Below are 16,964 nucleotides of genomic sequence, written 5' to 3' on the forward strand. Positions count from 1 at the left end.
GGAGGAGCCTCGCTTCTCCCCGCCTCGTTATTGGTACTGCCGATCGATCCACTGTCGATAGCTGCCGCTTGTCACATTTTCTACCCAAGCATCGTTGGCGAGATACCATTCGACGGTCTTGCGAATGCCCGTCTCGAAGGTCTCACCAGGGCGCCAGTCCAGTTCCCTTTCTATCTTTGCCGCATCGATGGCGTAACGACGATCATGACCTGGCCGATCACGCACAAAGGAAATCTGGGCCTTGTAGCTTGCGCCGTTGGGCAGGGGCGTCAATTCATCGAGAATTTCGCAGAGCGTATTGACGACTGACAGGTTCGTCAGCTCATTCCTGCCGCCGACATTGTAGGTTTCCCCGACTTTTCCTCTCTCCAGAACACGCCGGATCGCGCTGCAATGATCTTTGACGAACAGCCAATCGCGCACCTGCATCCCGTCTCCGTAGATCGGAATCTGTTTCCCCGACAGAGCATTGTGGATGACGAGGGGAATAAGCTTTTCCGGAAAATGATAGGGACCGTAATTGTTCGAACAGTTCGTCGTCAGAACGGGTAGGCCATAGGTGTGATGGTAGGCGCGAACCAGATGGTCACTCGCTGCCTTGCTCGCGGAATAAGGACTATTGGGTTCGTATTTGCGATGTTCGCTGAAAGCGGCCTCGTCGGGAGCAAGCGAACCATAGACCTCGTCCGTCGATACGTGGAGGAAGCGGAAGCTCTCCCGGAAGTCTTCACTCTGTGAGGCAAGAAATCCCCGGATTGCCTCCAGCAGACGAAACGTGCCGACAATGTTGGTCTGGATAAATTCTTCTGGCCCATGGATCGATCGATCGACATGACTTTCGGCAGCGAAGTTCAGGATTGCGCGAGGCTGATGGGAACGGAGCAGTGCGTCGACAAGGTCGTAGTCCGCAATACTGCCTTTGACGAAGACATGACGCGGGTCACTCCATATGGAGTTAAGGTTCTCAAGATTGCCGGCATAGGTAAGGGCATCGAGGTTGACGACCGGCTCATCGTGAAGCGCAAGCCAGTCGAGCACGAAATTCGCACCGATAAAGCCGGCGCCTCCCGTCACCAAGATCATGTTTTTCCCTTCGGACATCTGATAAATGGAAAGCTCTAGTCTCATTGCGTCAACCCGCCGTCAACCGAAGAGATCGACAATGCTGAATTTCGTTTGTCCCGGGTGTCGGTCACATTGGGGTTGCGCTGGTTCGGTCGTTTCCATAAACACCTCCCAAAGATTGCATCGAAAGACGAATGTGAAAAAATGACGAAAACCGCGCTTATTACTGGGGTGACTGGTCAGGACGGTGCCTATCTGGCCGAATTGCTTCTGAGCAAAGGCTATACGGTGCACGGCATCAAGCGGCGGTCCTCGTCTTTCAACACCGGCCGCATCGAGCACATCTATCAGGATCCGCACGAAACTCACCCGCGCTTCATCCTCCACTATGGCGATATGATCGACTCGACTAACCTCCTGCGGATCGTGCAGCAGACACAGCCTGATGAGATTTACAACCTTGCCGCACAAAGCCATGTCGGCGTCAGTTTCGAAACACCGGAATATACAGCCGATGCCGATGGTGTCGGGACGTTGAGGTTGCTTGAGGCTATCCGCATCCTGGGTCTTGAGAAAAAAAGCCGGTTCTACCAGGCCTCGACATCGGAACTCTACGGTCTCGTGCAGCAAGTGCCGCAGAATGAAAAGACCCCATTCTATCCGCGCTCTCCCTATGCCGCAGCCAAGCTCTATGCCTACTGGATCGTTGTGAATTATCGCGAGGCCTACGGCATGCATGCGTCGAACGGCATTCTGTTCAACCATGAAAGCCCGCTTCGCGGCGAGACCTTCGTCACGCGCAAGATCACCATGGCCGTGGCTGCCATCAGCCTCGGCCTTCAGGACAAGCTTTTCCTGGGCAATCTTGACGCCCAGCGTGACTGGGGCCATGCGCGCGAATATGTCGAGGGCATGTGGCTCATGCTGCAGCAGGATAAGCCCGATGACTATGTCTTGGCGACGGGTGAGACGACGCGTGTCCGCCAGTTCGTCGAGTGGGCTTTCGCCGACGTCGGCATCACCTTGGAATGGAGGGGATCCGGCGTCGACGAGAAGGGTTATGACTCCGCCTCCGGTAAGTGCCTTGTGGAAATCGATCCCCGGTATTTCCGCCCGACGGAAGTAGACCTTTTGCTTGGCGACCCGACCAAGGCACGTCAGCATCTGGGCTGGCACCATAAGACCCCAGTTCGCGAGCTCGCCGCGGAGATGGTGCGAGAGGATATCAAGCACTGGAAGGCTCAAGGCAGCCGGAAAGAGGTCTGAGTGTACGATCTATCCAACAAGAAGATCTGGGTTGCCGGTCATCGCGGTATGGTCGGCAGTGCTCTTGTGCGCAGGCTTCAATCCGAAGATTGCAGGGTCATCACGGCCACGCGCGCCGAGGTAGACTTGAAGCGCCAGCACGAGGTCGAGAAATTTGTTGAAGCAACCCGGCCTGACGCGATCATCCTCGCCGCTGCCAAGGTTGGCGGCATTCTCGCGAATGACAGCTATCCCGCCGAATTCATCTCCGACAATCTGATCATTGAAGCCAACATCTTCGAAGCCGCTCACCGGGCGGAGGTGAACCGGCTTCTCTTCCTGGGATCAAGCTGCATTTATCCGAAGCTCGCCCCCCAGCCGATTCCCGAAGAGGCTCTGTTGACCGGTCCGCTCGAGCCGACCAACGAATGGTACGCGATCGCCAAGATCGCCGGTATCAAGCTCGCGGAAGCCTATCGCAAGCAATATGGCCGCGACTACATTTCGGCCATGCCGACCAACCTATACGGCCCCGGCGATAATTTCGACCTGAACTCCAGTCATGTTCTGCCGGCTCTTATCCGCAAGGCGCATGCTGCGAAACTGCGCAAAGATCCGCACATGGTCGTCTGGGGCACGGGAACCCCGCGCCGCGAGTTTCTTCACGTCGACGACTGCGCCGACGCCCTTGTTTTTCTGCTCAGAACCTATTCGGGCTCGCAGCACGTCAATGTCGGTTCGGGCACGGATCTCGAAATTATCGAGTTGACGCGTCTGGTCTGCCGCGTTGTCGGCTACGAGGGGGAGATCATTCATGATCTTTCCAAGCCCGACGGCACGCCGCGAAAGCTGATGAGCAACAAGAAGCTGCAGGACATGGGCTGGAAACCGCGCATCTCGCTCGAGGATGGTATCCGAGCTACTTATGCCTGGTTTCTGCAGTTCGAAAATGGAGCCGATCCCGCGGCCTGATGCCGGGCCGGTGAGGACCGGCATTTCTCCATTCCCGCGGTCCTTTGTGATTTTGCGGTGTCGCCAGCCTCCAATTGCCTCATGTGCACCCGGAGCATGTCCGCAAAAACTGTGCGACGGCAGGCACGATGCCCGGTCATTGAGGCGGGGAACCCGATAGGGTTAGCGCAGGGAGTATTGTAGAATATGCGGATATACGCATAATTCTGCGGCTGGCGCGCTGCCAGGCACGTCGGACGAGGCTCTGGGGGATGCCATGGAAACAATCGTCGAGGACGCCCATGCTGGCGTCGTGTCGCCCGAACTTGTGGTCGATGCACTGTTTGCCTGCCGAAAGACGGCAGCGATCAGGGCGGCCATCGAGCTTGATCTCTTCACTCATATCGGCGAGGGCAAAACGGCGGCAGGGCTGGCGTCGGCAACAAGCGCCTCGGAGCGTGGGGTGCGCATTCTCTGCGATTACCTTGTGGTCCATGGCTTCCTGACCAAGGAGGGCGGACAGTACCGAATGACGCCCTCGACCAGAATGTTCCTTGATCGCAATTCGCCGGCTTTTATGGGCTCTGCCGTCGAGTTTACCGCTGCACCCGAGGTACTGGATAATTTTCTGCGCGATCCGGCCGCCGTCGTGCGAAACGGCGGTTCGGCCGGTCTTGCGAACATGTCGGCGGACAATCCCGTCTGGTTGAAGTTTGCGCGCGGCATGGGCTCATTCACAGGCCTCAGCGCCAAAATATTGGCTGATGAAATCTCCGGCTGGCCGAGCCCTCCAAAAAAGGTGTTGGACATCGCGGCGGGTCCAGGCCTCTTCGGGATCGAAATTGCCAAGGCCTTTCCATCGGCGGAGATCGTCGCCGTCGACTGGGGCGCCGTCTTGGAGCTGTCGAGGCAGAATGCGGAAAAATCAGGCGTGGCGGACCGCTACCGGACGATCGCCGGCAGCGCCTTCGACGTTGACTGGGGTACGGATTATGATCTCGTCCTGCTCCCGAATTTTCTGCACCATTTCGATTTGCCGACATGTGCTCAGCTGCTGCGAAAGATCGTCGCGAGCCTTGCAGCGGATGGCCGGATCGTCGCGGTCGATTTCGTGCCGAACGAAGATGGCGTGTCACCGCCTTTTCCCGCGGCTTTCTCGTGGGAGATGCTCGCCAGCACGCCGGCGGGCCAGGCCTATAGCCAAAGCGAGCTGACCGAGATGGCAAAACTGGCCGGCCTCGCCGGCGTCACGGTCAAACCGATGCCGCCGACGCCGGCAAGCCTGATTGTCTTTGAGTAGCCGTAGCAGAAATCAGTCTGTCCTATTTTGTCGACAGAACCGAGCTCAATGTGAGATTTAGGGAGAATTGGCTGGGGAACCTGGATTCGAACCAAGATCGACGGAGTCAGAGTCCGCTGTTCTACCATTGAACTATTCCCCAGCAAGCGAACCGGCGGCCGGTTCGGCTGGTGTGCGGCGCTTATAAACAAAAGCCCGGCGATTGCAAATACCTGTTTTGAAAAAAATCGGCCTTCTCAGCTGGGGGTGAAACTCTTCCGCAAAGCCCTCTGCCAAAAAAGGATTTGGTGATTTTGGCGGGCGCTGATATTCTTGCGGCAACGCAAAAATCGAATGAGCGCCTGCTGCATATCTCAAGGACTTGCGCGGCGCGGTGGAAAAACAACGTGGAAGACCCCGAAGGCGGCGCAAAGCCGCAATTTGACGGGGCGACGGCGGCAGGGCGCAGGGACGGCAAGAAGTCCAGGCGTCGCAAGGGCAAGCGCGGCGGGCAAACCCGCAGCGCAGCTCAAGCCGCTCCGCATGAGCTCTCCGGCAGTGCCGGGCAGCCGGCGCGCCCCATGGACGATGCGGCCGGACATCCGGCTCGCAAGCGAAAGCGCCGCCGTCGCGGCGGTCAAGGTGTTTCGCAGGACGGTTCGCTTCAAGCCCAGGCGATCGAACAGACAGGCGCGGCAGCCAGTGCCGCCCGGTCCGATGGCGAACAGGCATCGAGCCGGCGCAACCGCCGCAAGCATCGCGGCAAGCGCGGGCTGCAGGGCCGGCCGCTGACGTCGGCCAAACCTGCCCATGCCCCGCTGCAGGAAAGCCGCGTCGAAGAAACGGCGCGCAGTTCCGCCCAGCGCGAGATGCAGAACGGCGCGGGCCCCGGCCGCAAAGGGCGCCAGGATAGCATCGCTCACCACGGGGATCGCCAGGCTGGCGAGCACGCATGGCCGGAAGAACTGTATGCCGCGCTCGATCTCGGCACCAATAATTGCCGCCTGCTCATTGCCCAGCCGACCCGGCCGGGTCAGTTCCGCGTCGTCGATGCCTTTTCCCGCATCGTCCGCCTCGGCGAGGGTCTTGCCGCCAGCGGCCGTCTCTCTGACGAGGCGATGGAAAGGGCGATCGAGGCGCTGAGGATCTGCGCCGGCAAACTCAGGAACCGGGAGATCCGCCGCATGCGGTTGATCGCCACCGAAGCCTGCCGTCAGGCGGTCAATGGTGCGGAATTCCTCGGACGCGTCGTCGCCGAAACCGGCCTCGAGCTTGAGATCATCGACCGGGAAACCGAGGCGCGGCTTGCGGTCTCCGGCTGCTCCTCGCTTGTCGGCCGCGAGACCCGTTCCGTCGTCCTCTTCGATATTGGCGGCGGCTCATCGGAGATCGCCGTCATCCGTATCGGCGACAGTCGCTTCAGCCGGCTTGCCAATCACATCACCCACTGGACCTCGCTGCCGGTCGGCGTTGTGACGCTGTCGGAACGTCACGGCGGGCGCGACGTCACGCCGGAACTATTCGAAGGCATGGTGCGCGAGGTCGAAGTCATGCTCGGACGCTTCGATTGCCCGGAGATCGAGATCGCTGAGACCGGCGATTTTCACCTCATCGGCACGTCGGGCACGGTGACGACGCTTGCCGGCGTCCATCTCGACCTGCCGCGTTATGACCGGCGCAAGGTCGATGGCATCTGGCTCTCGGATGACGAGGTTTCCGCCATGCAGGCAAAGCTCCTCTCCTGGGATTTCGAAAGCCGCGCCGCCAATCCCTGCATCGGGCCGGACCGGGCCGATCTGGTGCTGGCTGGCTGCGCCATCCTCGAGGCGATCCGCCGCCGCTGGCCGAGCCCGCGCATGCGCGTTGCCGATCGCGGCTTGAGGGAAGGCCTGCTCACCGACATGATGGCCGACGACGGCGTGTGGCGGCGAAACCGCAACCGCCGCGGCCAGCGGGCGAAATAAGGGGAAGGGCATGACAAAGGCACCGATCGCGGGAAACCGCACCGGCCGCAAGCTCGGTCAGCGCGTCAAGAACAAGAAGATGAAGGCATCCTCCCGCCAATGGCTGCAGCGCCACATCAACGATCCCTATGTGCAGCGCGCCCAGCTCGAAGGCTATCGCGCCCGCGCCGCCTTCAAGCTCCTCGAGATCGACGAGAAATACCACATCCTGCGCGGCGCCAGGCGAATCATCGACCTGGGGGCGGCTCCCGGCAGCTGGTCGCAGATCGCCGCCAAAGTCACCGGTTCGACGGATGAGGACGTGCGTGTGGCCGCGATCGATTTCCTCGAAATGGCCCAGCTTCCCGGCGTCAAGATCCTGCAGCTCGATTTCCTCGACCCCAGTGCGCCGGAAAAGCTGATGGAGGCTGTCGGCGGCACGCCCGATCTCGTCATCTCGGATATGGCCGCGCCGACCACAGGTCACCATCGCACCGATCACCTGCGCACCATGCATTTGTGCGAAGTCGCGGCCCATTTCGCCATCGAGGTGCTGGGGGAAGGCGGGCATTTCCTCACCAAGACCTTCCAGGGCGGTACCGAGCGTGATCTGCTTGCCATGCTGAAGCAGAACTTCCGCCAGGTCGTCCATGTCAAGCCGAACTCGTCACGCGCCGAATCTGTCGAGATGTTCCTGCTCGCCAAGGGCTTCAAAGGCCGCAAGGCGGAAGCTGACGCAGAGCAAGCTTGATCTCGGGGCGATCCCGGCCGATGATGATCCCATGCTTCTTTACGTCACCCTCGGAACCAACGACCTCGACCGGGCAGGGCATTTTTACGATGCCGTTCTGCCGGTGCTCGGCTATCGTCGCCAGCATTTTTCGCAGGAGGAGATCGGCTATTCCGCGCCGGGCGATACGCGCTGCCGCTTCTGGGTGGTGACGCCCTTCAATCGCCGCCGGGCCACATCAGGCAATGGCGCCATGGTCGCGTTCACAGCCGAAACGCGGGCAGCCGTCGATGCCTTCCATGCGGCGGCTATTGCGGCAGGCGCCGCCGATGAAGGCGGGCCGGGTCTGCGCTCCTACCATGCCCATTTCTATGCCGCCTATGTCCGCGATCTCGACGGCAACAAACTCTCTGCCGTCTGCGAGAGCCCTGAATAGGAAGCTCATTTCACTGCTTGCTGCTCGGCCTCGATCGCAGATGCCGCCACGCGTCTCGAGCGGTGGCCGGAAACGAGCGCGCCAGCATTGCGATCCATGCGGATGAAGGGAATGGTGGCAATCACCGTCAGTCCGGCAATGATGTAGAAAGCCAGATGGAAATCGGCCACATCAAGCGGCTCGCCCCTGATATAGATCGAGCTCTCCAGGATCGCGGCAGCCACCGCGACGCCGAGCGCCAGGCTGATCTGCTGCATCACCGAACTCATCGAGGTCGCCTGGCTGGCTTCGGCATCATCGATATCGGCAAAGGCAAGCGCATTGACGCCGGTGAACATGAAGGAGCGGGAGAAACCGCCGAGAAGCAGCACGCCGATGATGACGAGGTGCGGTGTTGCCGGCGTGAAGAAGCCGGTAATGACGGTCACAAGTGTCGTCACCATGGCGGCGCCGACCAATGTCGTGCGAAAGCCGGTGGCGGCGAAAACGCGCTTGGCCATGAACTTTGTGGTGATCGCACCGATCGCTCCGGCAAAGGTGATGAGACCGGATTGGAACGGCGTCAGCCCGAAGCCGAGCTGCAGCATCAGCGGTGTCAGGAACGGCATGGCGCCGACGCAGATTCGAAAGAGATTGCCGCCCATGGTCGAAGCCCGGAACGTCGGATTTTTGAACAGATTGAGGTTGAGGATCGGCGCCGGGTGGCGCTTCGCATGGCTGATGTAGAGGACGCCGCAGCCAAGGCCGACCAAGGTCGCGGTGATGCCGATGATCGGCGGCAGGGCCGGCAGGCTGACCACCGACAGGCCGAAGACGACGCCCGCGGCTGAAAGCGAGGTCAGCACGAAGCCCGTGAAATCGAGCTTCGGCGGCGCCATTGCTTCCACCTCCGGCAGGAAGATCGTCGCAAGCCATATACCGGCGATGCCGACCGGCACGTTGATCAGGAAGATCCAGTGCCAGCTGAAATAGGTGGTGATGAAGCCGCCGAGCGGCGGGCCGGTGAGCGGGCCGACAAGGGCGGGAATGGTGAGCAGCGCCATGGCGGAGACAAGGTCGCTGCGCTGCGTGGTGCGCACCAGGACGAGACGGCCGACCGGCGTCATCATCGCGCCGCCCATGCCCTGCAGGAACCGGGCGAAAACGAATTCGACAAGATTGGAGGAGACGGCGCAGAAGATCGAGCCAATGACGAAGACCGAGATGGCAAGGCGGAAGATCTTCTTGGCGCCGAACCTGTCGGCCATCCAGCCGCTGACCGGGATGAACACCGCCAGCGCCACCATGTAGGAGGTCAGCGCGAGCTTCAGCGTGATCGGCCCGACATTGAGATCCCTGGCGATTGCCGGGAGCGCCGTCGAAATCACGGTGGAGTCCATCTGCTCCATGAAGAGAGCGACGGCAAGGATCAGCGGGACGATGCGGTTCATAGGCGGGAGCCTTGATAGGCTGCGGATCGGAGCAGGAAAGGCATTTGCTGTGTAGACCCAGTTCCAGGGTCTGCCAATCCTTCAATCTGCTTCGATCGCACGTTTGGTTCACGTCTGCGTGAGATGGCTTGCACGAAAACCTTCCCTATCAAGATTGGCAGATGTTCCGGACAGAAAATCCGGGCAGACACATCGTCGGGGCGGCGCGGCGGCACACTGCGCATCAAAGGGGAGTGGATATGGCAATCTCAACGCATATAAAGCGGCGCACGCTTTTTGTCGCAAGCCTCGGACTGTTGGCGGCGCCGATGATTTTAAGAGAGAAGGCCGAAGCGGCCGTGACTGGAGAAAGCAGCACTATGGATGCAGCGCCTTTGCCCGAAATCGATCAATTCAAGCTTGGTTCCTACAAGGTTACCGTCGTGCGCGACGGCATCAACATCTCCGAAAAGCCCCATGAAACCTTCGGCACCAATCAGGACCCCGAAACGGTCAAGGCACTGCTGACCGCAAACTTCCTGCCGGCAGATAAATTTCTCAACGGATATTCGCCTGCCCTCATCGATACCGGCTCGGATGTCATTCTTGTCGATACCGGCTTCGGTGCAGCCGGGCGGGTGCGCGGCGCCGGCCGCCTTGCCGAAGGCTTGAAAGCCGCAGGATATTCAGCCGACGACGTCACCGTCGTGGCGCTCACCCATCTGCACGGCGATCATATCGGCGGCCTGACGGAGAATGCCGCAGCTGCCTTCAAGAATGCCCGCTATGTCATCGGCCAGGCGGAATATGACTTTTGGTCGAACAAATCACGCGAAGGTACGCCCGCCGAAGGCGGCCACAAAGCCGTGCTCGCCAACGTGACGCCGCTCGTCGAAAAAGCCACCTTCATCAAAGACGGTGACAGCGTTGCGCCCGGCATGACAGCGATGCTGGCAGCCGGTCACAGCCCGGGCCACATGGTGTTCCATGTTGAATCCGAGGGTAAACGCCTGGTGCTGACCGGCGATACGGCCAACCATTATATTCTGTCGCTGCTGCGCCCGGATTGGGAAGTGCGCTTCGATATGGACAAGGCACAGGCGGCAGCCAGCCGCCGCAAGGTTTTCGACATGATCGCCACCGACAAGATCGCCTTCCTCGGTTACCACATGCCTTTCCCGGCGGTCGGTTTCGCCGAGAAGCAGGATGGCGGCTATCGTTTCGTGCCGAAGACCTATCAGTTCGACATTTGATCCAGGGCGGTTCAGCTTTCACCGAAGGAGGAACTGCTCGATCCCTTTGTTTGGCGCGATTTCCGGCAAACCTGCTTCGCGATTTAGCTGGGAATTGCTCTCCGTGCATGGCACCCATGACGAGCCCGGCCGATGTACCGGGCTTTTTGCTATTTCCTTCCTGTCATAGACGTGTTACCAGCCCTCGCCAACTTCCAAGCAACTCATGCACACCGCCGGGGCGGACGATTCGTTTCCGGGGCCGGTTGCATTTTCTTAACCGAAGGAATTTGGCCATGGCACGCATCATTGAAACGGCAACCGGCGCGGACGCGCTTACCTTCGACGACGTGCTGCTGCAGCCGGGGCACTCCGAGGTCATGCCCGGCCAGACGAACATCGCCACCCGCATCGCCCGCGACTTCGATCTCAACATCCCGATCCTCTCTTCAGCCATGGATACCGTCACCGAAAGCCGGCTGGCGATTGCCATGGCCCAGGCCGGCGGCCTCGGCGTCATCCACCGCAACCTGACTCCGATCGAGCAGGCCGAAGAGGTCCGCCAGGTGAAGAAGTTCGAAAGCGGCATGGTGGTCAACCCCGTCACCATCGGCCCGGAAGCGAAGCTTGCCGAAGCGCTCTCCCTGATGAAATCGCATGGCATCTCCGGCATCCCGGTCGTCGAGAAGTCTGGCCGCCTCGTCGGCATCCTCACCAACCGCGACGTCCGCTTCGCCTCCGATCCGGAGCAGAAGATCCATGAGCTGATGACCAAGGACAATCTGGTCACCGTCAAGGAGAGCGTCGATCAGCAGGAGGCCAAGCGCCTGCTGCATTCGCATCGCATTGAGAAGCTGCTGGTCGTCGACGCCGAAGGCCGCTGCGTCGGCCTCATCACCGTCAAGGATATCGAGAAGTCGCAGCTGAACCCGAACGCCTCCAAGGATGCGCAGGGCCGGCTGCGCGCCGCCGCCGCCATCAGCGTCGGCGATGACGGCTTCGAGCGGGCCGAACGGCTGATCGAGGCCGGCGTCGACCTCCTGGTCGTCGATACCGCCCATGGCCATTCGCAGCGCGTTCTCGACGCCGTGACCCGCGTCAAGAAGCTTTCCAACTCGGTGCGCATCATGGCCGGCAACGTCGCCACCTATGACGGCACCCGAGCGCTGATCGATGCCGGCGCGGACGCCGTCAAGGTCGGTATCGGCCCGGGGTCGATCTGCACGACGCGCATTGTCGCCGGGGTCGGCGTTCCCCAACTCGCCGCCATCATGTCGGCCGTCCAGGCCGCCCAGGATCAGGATGTGCCCGTTATCGCCGACGGCGGCATCAAATTCTCCGGAGACCTTGCCAAGGCGATCGCCGCCGGCGCCTCCGCCGTCATGATTGGCTCGCTGCTCGCCGGCACCGATGAGAGCCCGGGCGAGGTCTATCTCTACCAGGGCCGTTCCTTCAAGGCCTATCGCGGCATGGGCTCCGTCGGCGCGATGGCCCGTGGCTCGGCCGACCGTTATTTCCAGGCTGAGGTGCGCGACACGCTGAAGCTCGTCCCAGAGGGCATCGAGGGTCAGGTGCCCTACAAGGGACCGGTCTCGGCCGTCGTCCACCAGCTCGCCGGCGGTCTCAAGGCCGCCATGGGTTATGTCGGCGGCAAGGACCTGAAGGATTTCCAGGAGCGCGCCACCTTCGTGCGCATCTCCGGCGCCGGCCTTCGCGAAAGCCACGCCCATGACGTGACGATCACCCGCGAGAGCCCGAACTATCCGGGCGCCGGCCTCTGATCATGAAGGCGGGCAGCGCAATTCCGCTCTGGATCGTCGCGCTGCTCGCCGCCCTTTGCCTTGCCGTGCTCGCCTGGACGACCTTCGGCTTCGTCGTGCCTTTCAAGCACGAAACCGGGCAGGCGGTACTCGACACCTATTTCGCCGGTTACGACGAATCGGCCGTCTTCCACATGCAGAAGCTGCTCGATGAAAACGAGACGGCGGCCAAATTGCTCAGTGCCATGTATTTCGGGCCGGAGCTGATTTTTCCGGCATTGCTCACGGCGCTGCTGTTCCTTGTCTTCGTGAGGCTCGGCCCCGTCGGCTCGTGGTTCGGCCGGTCACTTCATCCGCTCATAGCCAAGGCGATCTATCTGCTGCCTTTCATCTACGGCATCTCGGACTACGGCGAGAACATTTCCAGCCTGATTGCTTTCGGCAACGGCGCGTCTGCAGGTCCTGCAATGCACGTGCTGCCGTGGATGACGCGGTTGAAATTCGCAAGCCTCGCGATCTGCTTCATCGTCGCCGCCCGGCTTGCCGTCGCCCGTTGGCTGTCGACAGGCCAGGACTGAAGCGGCATCAGCTCCTTCGCCGCCAAACCGGATTTGACAGTCTCGCCATCATGAAATCGGAAAGGACCTCGACCTTTGCTGGCCGGTTGCGAGCAGAAGGTGTGACGAAATACAGTGCGCCTGTTGGCAGCGCCCAGCCGGGAAGGACCGGTTTCAGCCGGCCGTCTATGAGATAGTCATGTGCGAGAAACTCGGGTAGCTCGATGATCCCGAGGCCACGTAGCGCCATTGGCACCAAAGCTTGCGAATTGGTGGCCTTGAGAGAGCCACTTGGTACGATGACCTCCTCCTTACCTTCACTGTTGCGCAGGCGCCAGACATCCTGCCGCGCCCTGTAGGAGTATCCGAGGCAATGATGAGCCGCTAGTTCGCTCGGATGTTCCGGCACGCCGTACCGATCGAGATATGCGGGTGCAGCGAGAATGAAGCGATCCACCGGCGTCAGCCTGCGCGCGACCAATGACGAATCCGGCAGCACCGCGATTCTGAGAGCCGCATCAAAGCCGTCTCCTACGATATCGACGACGGCATCGCTCATGTGCAGGTCGATCGAAATCTCCGGAAAGAGCTCGAAAAACTCAGGCAGGACCAGCGCCAGCCAGCGTGTCCCGAAGGCCATCGGTGCGGCAAGCCTGATGAGCCCCTTCGGCCGGGTGGCAATCTCCCTGGCAGTGTCCTCTGCCATCTCGGCTTCCGCATAGATTCGTGCGGCGCTGTCGACCAGTCGCAGGCCGAATTCAGTCAACGCGAGCTGCCGAGAGGTGCGGTTAAAGAGCCTTGCCCCCAGCCTGTGCTCAAGACGGCTCACGGCGCGCGAAACGGTCGGCACTGACACGCCGAGCGTCTGTGCAGCCCGAAGGAAAGAACGCTCTTCGGCGACCTTCGCAAACATCGCCAGACCCTCGAAATCGGGAAACTTGTTCATTTCAATCCTGAAACAATAGCTTTCAATTCTTTCTATTCCGAAAGAATGCCCCCGTCCATATCTCAGCTTCAGTCGAACCAAAGGAGACGACAAATGACACAACGATTGAATGCGAAGATTGCGGTTATCACCGGCGCCACGTCTGGCATTGGCCTTGCAACGGCCAAGCGCTTCGTCGCTGAGGGCGCACGGGTTTTCATCACGGGCCGTCGCAAGGACGTTCTCGATGCGGCAATCGCTGAGATCGGCGGCGGGGTTGTGGGAATTCAGGCTGACTCAGCCAATCCAGCCGACCTCGATCGCCTCTATGAACGGGTGAAGGCAGAAGCTGGGAAAGTCGACGTGCTCTTCGTCAACGCGGGTGGCGGCTCCATGTTGCCCCTCGGCGAAATTACCGAAGAGCAGTATGACGACACGTTCGATCGGAACGTGAAGGGAGTTCTCTTTACGGTGCAGAAGGCCTTGCCACTGCTTTCGGCAGGATCATCGATCATCCTGACGGGATCGACAGCAGGCTCGACCGGGACACCCGCCTTTAGCGTTTACGCTGCATCGAAAGCCGCTCTGCGCAGTTTTGCGCGCAATTGGATCCTCGACTTAAAGGATCGCGGGATTCGGGTCAACACGCTTAGCCCTGGTCCGACGGAAACGACCGGACTGGTCGAATTGGCAGGTAAGGACCCAGTGCAACAGCAGGGCCTGCTTGACGTCCTGGCGGCGCAGGTGCCAATGGGCAGGGTCGGCCGTGCCGAGGAAGTTGCCGCTGCCGCACTCTTCCTCGCTTCGGAGGATTCCAGCTTCGTCACCGGTGCCGAACTCTTCGTCGATGGCGGCAGCGCCCAGGTGTGAAGACGATATCGGGTTTGTGGATGCCGGCGGCGAGCCGCTGGCATCCGCTTATCCTTTCCGCTAATGCTGCCAATGACATACGAAAGCGGAAAGGAAGTGGCGATCATGACCGGCTATGAAATCTTCTGGCCACTCCTCGCCCATGTGGCCCTGGTCTATGGTCTCTACGCGCTTCTTGGCTTGAGGCGAAAGAAAATGGTCCGAGCCGGAAAAGTCGCTCGGTCGGATTACCGAGAAAATCGCGGCGAGCCGGTCGAAAGCCTCGTTGTGAAGAACGCTCTCGCCAACCAGTTCGAACTGCCGGTGCTCTTCTATGCCTGCAGCATTCTCCTTTATATCACGCAGGCCGACAACATCTTCACCGTCAGTCTTGCGTGGATCTTCGTCGCGCTGCGTTATGCTCACGCCGCCGTTCACGTCACCAGCAATGAAATGCGCTATCGCAGTCCTCTTTTTGCGGCAGGCTACCTTGTGCTCGCTGTCCTGTGGGTCTGGCTCGCTGTGTGGATGGCGATGGACTGACTTGCGTCGATCGCACCTGACCGAACGCGCGCCTGTACCTAGGTAGGTCCGCCGCTTATCTCTGTTCTCACACAACTTTTCGAAGTCTTTTCAATCCCCGTCAATTAGCGCGATATGCTGCGAGGGCTTGATTTCACAGGCTTTTGCCAGTCGCTAAAATGTGAACTTTTCCATTTACCGCTGATGAAGGCCTGCAATGTCATATCCGCTCGATGCGGTGGTGGCAGATAGCTCCTCCGCGAAACAATGAGAATGGGAACGACATGGGCGCGGAAAGCATGGATCGCATCGGCTTGCGCAGGCAACCGAAGCAGGAGCGCAGCATCCAGAGGCTGGATCTTATCCTCGCCGCCGCCGCCAAGATCATCGCCAAAAAGGGCGTCAGCGCCATGCGGATGACGGAACTCGCGATCGCCGCCAAGGTACCGATCGGCTCGGTTTACCAGTATTTTCCCGAGAAGGCGGCGATCGTAAAAGCCCTGTTCGACCAGCACGCTTCGGCGATCCAGGCGAAGACGGCGGCGATGTTCAGCGATGTGCAGTCACTCGACGAGGCCCTCGATCGCGTCTGCGCCACCATCGACTGGTATTACGAATCTTATCGCGACGATCCCGTCTATCGCGGCGTCTGGATGGGAACCGAAACTGATCAGGATCTGCTTCTGCTGAACATCGAGCATAGCGGTCGCGTCGCCGGCATCTTTCATGACGCCGTAAGCAGGTTGGCTCCCGACCTTTGCGACGAGGAAATGTTCGCGCGCACTTACCTTTTCAGCCACCTGATCGGCGCCGTCGTCCGGCTTGCCGCTGTCAGCGAAGAGACCATAGCGCGGCGCATGCTCGGCGAGTGGAAGCGCGTCATCCGCGCTTCCCTTTTCGCCGCGAGCGCGTCGAGCGCCGCCTGAGGCTTTCTACCAGCTCGGCATCATGTTGGCGGCCTTCGGCCGCGGGTAAAGGCGCGCCTGAGCCGATTTGACATCCGCGTCCAGACCGTCGTCGACGACAGCCGGCGTGATGTTGTCGAGGCAGGCAGTGATATGCGCCGTAATCGCGTTCATCAGCGACAGCGAGACGCCTGGTCGCTTCATGATGCCGATCTGCACCGGCGGCAGCGCCGGGAAACCGTCGGCCTGGCTTAGCACCTTCATGCCCGTCCGCAGCGCCGATTCCGGCATGACCGAGACCGCCATGCCGGCCAGCACCGCCGCGGCGACGACGGTGCAGGACCAGCTGGTGAACAGGATCTGGTGCTCGCGGCCGACGGCATCGAGAGCCGAGCAGGCGAGCTGGCGCCACTGGCAGTCGCGGCGGCCGACGGCAAGCGGCACCGGCGCGTCGTCGCGGATCGGATGGTTGGCCGAGCCGACCCAGCAGAGCGGCTCGGTTCTCACCACATCGGACATGCGCTCGCGCGGATTGTGGGTGACGAGCGCGATGTCGAGCTCACCCTTGTGCATGCGCTCGGCGAGATCCACCGAGGGCTCGCAGACGATGTAGAGCTCGACGTTCGGATGGGTCTTGGCAAAGCGGCCGATGATTTCAGGCATATAGCGATCGGCATAATCGTCCGGCGTACCGATGCGCAGCGTCCCCTCCAGCCTGTTGTCGTCGAAGGCGGCGATCGCCTCATTGTTGAGGCGGATGATGCGGCGGGCGTAATTGAGCAGTTTTTCCCCCTCGACCGTCAGCCGGTTACCGCGGCCGTCCTTGATGAACAGCTGCTTGCCGATGCGCTCTTCGAGACGGCGCATCTGCATGGAGACGGCGGATTGGGTCTTGTAGACCCTGTCGGCGGCCTTGGTGAAGCTGCCGGAATCGACGATGGCGATGAAAGTCTGCAACTGGTCGAGATCAAGAGGCGCGGACATGGGTTCACCTATAAAGATAGCTGATGATAATCATTAGAAACATTCGTTGGACTGATCAATAGGTCTTTGGCATCTTCGAGATGCAAATCAAGCAAAGTGAAGGACAGACACCCTGCCTGTCCGAGCCGAATCCAGCCTGCTCCCTTCCGCACGACCTCGCGGCAGGGGTGGG

General features: G+C 60.6%; 16 protein-coding genes and 1 tRNA gene. 12 read left to right on the top strand and 5 right to left on the bottom strand.

All coding sequences use genetic code 11. The annotated features are described in order from the left end of the window. Positions 1–27: 27 nt before the first annotated feature. On the bottom strand, positions 28–1,083 hold the full coding sequence (gene rfbB / locus NMA58_RS02135; protein WP_434712124.1) for a dTDP-glucose 4,6-dehydratase: 1,056 nt from the start codon (positions 1,081–1,083) through the stop codon (positions 28–30). A 186-nt stretch (positions 1,084–1,269) separates the two neighbouring features. Here rfbB and gmd point away from each other — a divergent pair, with 186 nt between their 5' ends. The 3 genes from gmd to NMA58_RS02150 all read left to right on the top strand — a co-directional run bounded on the left by gmd (position 1,270) and on the right by NMA58_RS02150 (position 4,561). Beyond that, complete coding sequence (gene gmd / locus NMA58_RS02140) at positions 1,270–2,331, top strand: GDP-mannose 4,6-dehydratase (protein WP_434712125.1); 1,062 nt, start codon at positions 1,270–1,272, stop codon at positions 2,329–2,331. Further along, a complete protein-coding gene (gene fcl / locus NMA58_RS02145) occupies positions 2,332–3,282 on the top strand; it encodes a GDP-L-fucose synthase (RefSeq protein WP_434712126.1) in 951 nt (316 codons plus the stop codon). A gap of 256 nt (positions 3,283–3,538) precedes the next feature. Beyond that, positions 3,539–4,561 (top strand): class I SAM-dependent methyltransferase, encoded by a 1,023-nt coding sequence (locus tag NMA58_RS02150; RefSeq protein ID WP_434712127.1) that lies wholly within the window; start codon positions 3,539–3,541, stop codon positions 4,559–4,561. A 68-nt stretch (positions 4,562–4,629) separates the two neighbouring features. Here NMA58_RS02150 and NMA58_RS02155 read toward each other — a convergent pair. Continuing rightward, a tRNA-Gln gene (locus NMA58_RS02155) sits at positions 4,630–4,703 on the bottom strand. 244 nt (positions 4,704–4,947) lie between these two features. On the opposite strand from NMA58_RS02155, the gene NMA58_RS02160 reads away from it, so the two are divergent. From NMA58_RS02160 to NMA58_RS02170, 3 genes are read left to right on the top strand one after another with little or no spacing between them, the layout of a single operon-like run. Further along, positions 4,948–6,504 carry a Ppx/GppA phosphatase family protein gene (locus tag NMA58_RS02160; protein WP_434712128.1) on the top strand — a complete coding sequence of 519 codons (1,557 nt, stop codon included), beginning with the start codon at positions 4,948–4,950 and terminating at the stop codon, positions 6,502–6,504. Between the two features lie 10 nt (positions 6,505–6,514). Then, positions 6,515–7,234 carry an RlmE family RNA methyltransferase gene (locus NMA58_RS02165; protein ID WP_064800779.1) on the top strand — a complete coding sequence of 240 codons (720 nt, stop codon included), beginning with the start codon at positions 6,515–6,517 and terminating at the stop codon, positions 7,232–7,234. A 31-nt stretch (positions 7,235–7,265) separates the two neighbouring features. Further along, complete coding sequence (locus NMA58_RS02170) at positions 7,266–7,649, top strand: VOC family protein (protein WP_434712129.1); 384 nt, start codon at positions 7,266–7,268, stop codon at positions 7,647–7,649. Positions 7,650–7,654: 5 nt separating this feature from the next. Here NMA58_RS02170 and NMA58_RS02175 read toward each other — a convergent pair whose 3' ends face one another. Continuing rightward, on the bottom strand, positions 7,655–9,079 hold the full coding sequence (locus tag NMA58_RS02175; RefSeq protein WP_434712130.1) for an MFS transporter: 1,425 nt from the start codon (positions 9,077–9,079) through the stop codon (positions 7,655–7,657). A 239-nt stretch (positions 9,080–9,318) separates the two neighbouring features. On the opposite strand from NMA58_RS02175, the gene NMA58_RS02180 reads away from it, so the two are divergent. The 3 genes from NMA58_RS02180 (at position 9,319) to NMA58_RS02190 (ending at position 12,628) form a co-directional block, all read left to right on the top strand. Then, positions 9,319–10,311, top strand: coding sequence for an MBL fold metallo-hydrolase (locus tag NMA58_RS02180; protein WP_221114024.1), 993 nt, complete (start codon positions 9,319–9,321; stop codon positions 10,309–10,311). 275 nt (positions 10,312–10,586) lie between these two features. Next, entirely contained in the window at positions 10,587–12,071 is a 1,485-nt protein-coding gene (guaB, locus tag NMA58_RS02185) for an IMP dehydrogenase (RefSeq protein WP_085777072.1), read from the top strand. A 2-nt stretch (positions 12,072–12,073) separates the two neighbouring features. Beyond that, positions 12,074–12,628: a hypothetical protein gene (locus tag NMA58_RS02190; RefSeq protein ID WP_434712131.1), complete on the top strand. Its 555-nt coding sequence runs from the start codon at positions 12,074–12,076 to the stop codon at positions 12,626–12,628. A gap of 7 nt (positions 12,629–12,635) precedes the next feature. Here the strand turns inward: NMA58_RS02190 and NMA58_RS02195 are convergent, their stop codons facing one another. After that, positions 12,636–13,553 carry a LysR substrate-binding domain-containing protein gene (locus tag NMA58_RS02195; RefSeq protein ID WP_434712133.1) on the bottom strand — a complete coding sequence of 306 codons (918 nt, stop codon included), beginning with the start codon at positions 13,551–13,553 and terminating at the stop codon, positions 12,636–12,638. Positions 13,554–13,646: 93 nt separating this feature from the next. On the opposite strand from NMA58_RS02195, the gene NMA58_RS02200 reads away from it, so the two are divergent. The 3 genes from NMA58_RS02200 (at position 13,647) to NMA58_RS02210 (ending at position 15,829) form a co-directional block, all read left to right on the top strand. Further along, positions 13,647–14,402 carry an SDR family oxidoreductase gene (locus NMA58_RS02200; RefSeq protein WP_183702860.1) on the top strand — a complete coding sequence of 252 codons (756 nt, stop codon included), beginning with the start codon at positions 13,647–13,649 and terminating at the stop codon, positions 14,400–14,402. Between the two features lie 105 nt (positions 14,403–14,507). Then, complete coding sequence (locus tag NMA58_RS02205) at positions 14,508–14,924, top strand: MAPEG family protein (RefSeq protein ID WP_183702864.1); 417 nt, start codon at positions 14,508–14,510, stop codon at positions 14,922–14,924. Positions 14,925–15,187: 263 nt separating this feature from the next. Then, positions 15,188–15,829 (top strand): TetR family transcriptional regulator, encoded by a 642-nt coding sequence (locus NMA58_RS02210; protein WP_434712134.1) that lies wholly within the window; start codon positions 15,188–15,190, stop codon positions 15,827–15,829. Positions 15,830–15,835: 6 nt separating this feature from the next. Here the strand turns inward: NMA58_RS02210 and NMA58_RS02215 are convergent, their stop codons facing one another. Beyond that, positions 15,836–16,792 (bottom strand): LysR substrate-binding domain-containing protein, encoded by a 957-nt coding sequence (locus tag NMA58_RS02215; RefSeq protein ID WP_097597820.1) that lies wholly within the window; start codon positions 16,790–16,792, stop codon positions 15,836–15,838. Positions 16,793–16,964 lie beyond the last annotated feature (172 nt).

Origin of the sequence: Rhizobium sp. YTUHZ045, assembly GCF_051124255.1 — a bacterium.
In the GTDB taxonomy this organism is placed as follows: Bacteria; Pseudomonadota; Alphaproteobacteria; order Rhizobiales; family Rhizobiaceae; genus Rhizobium.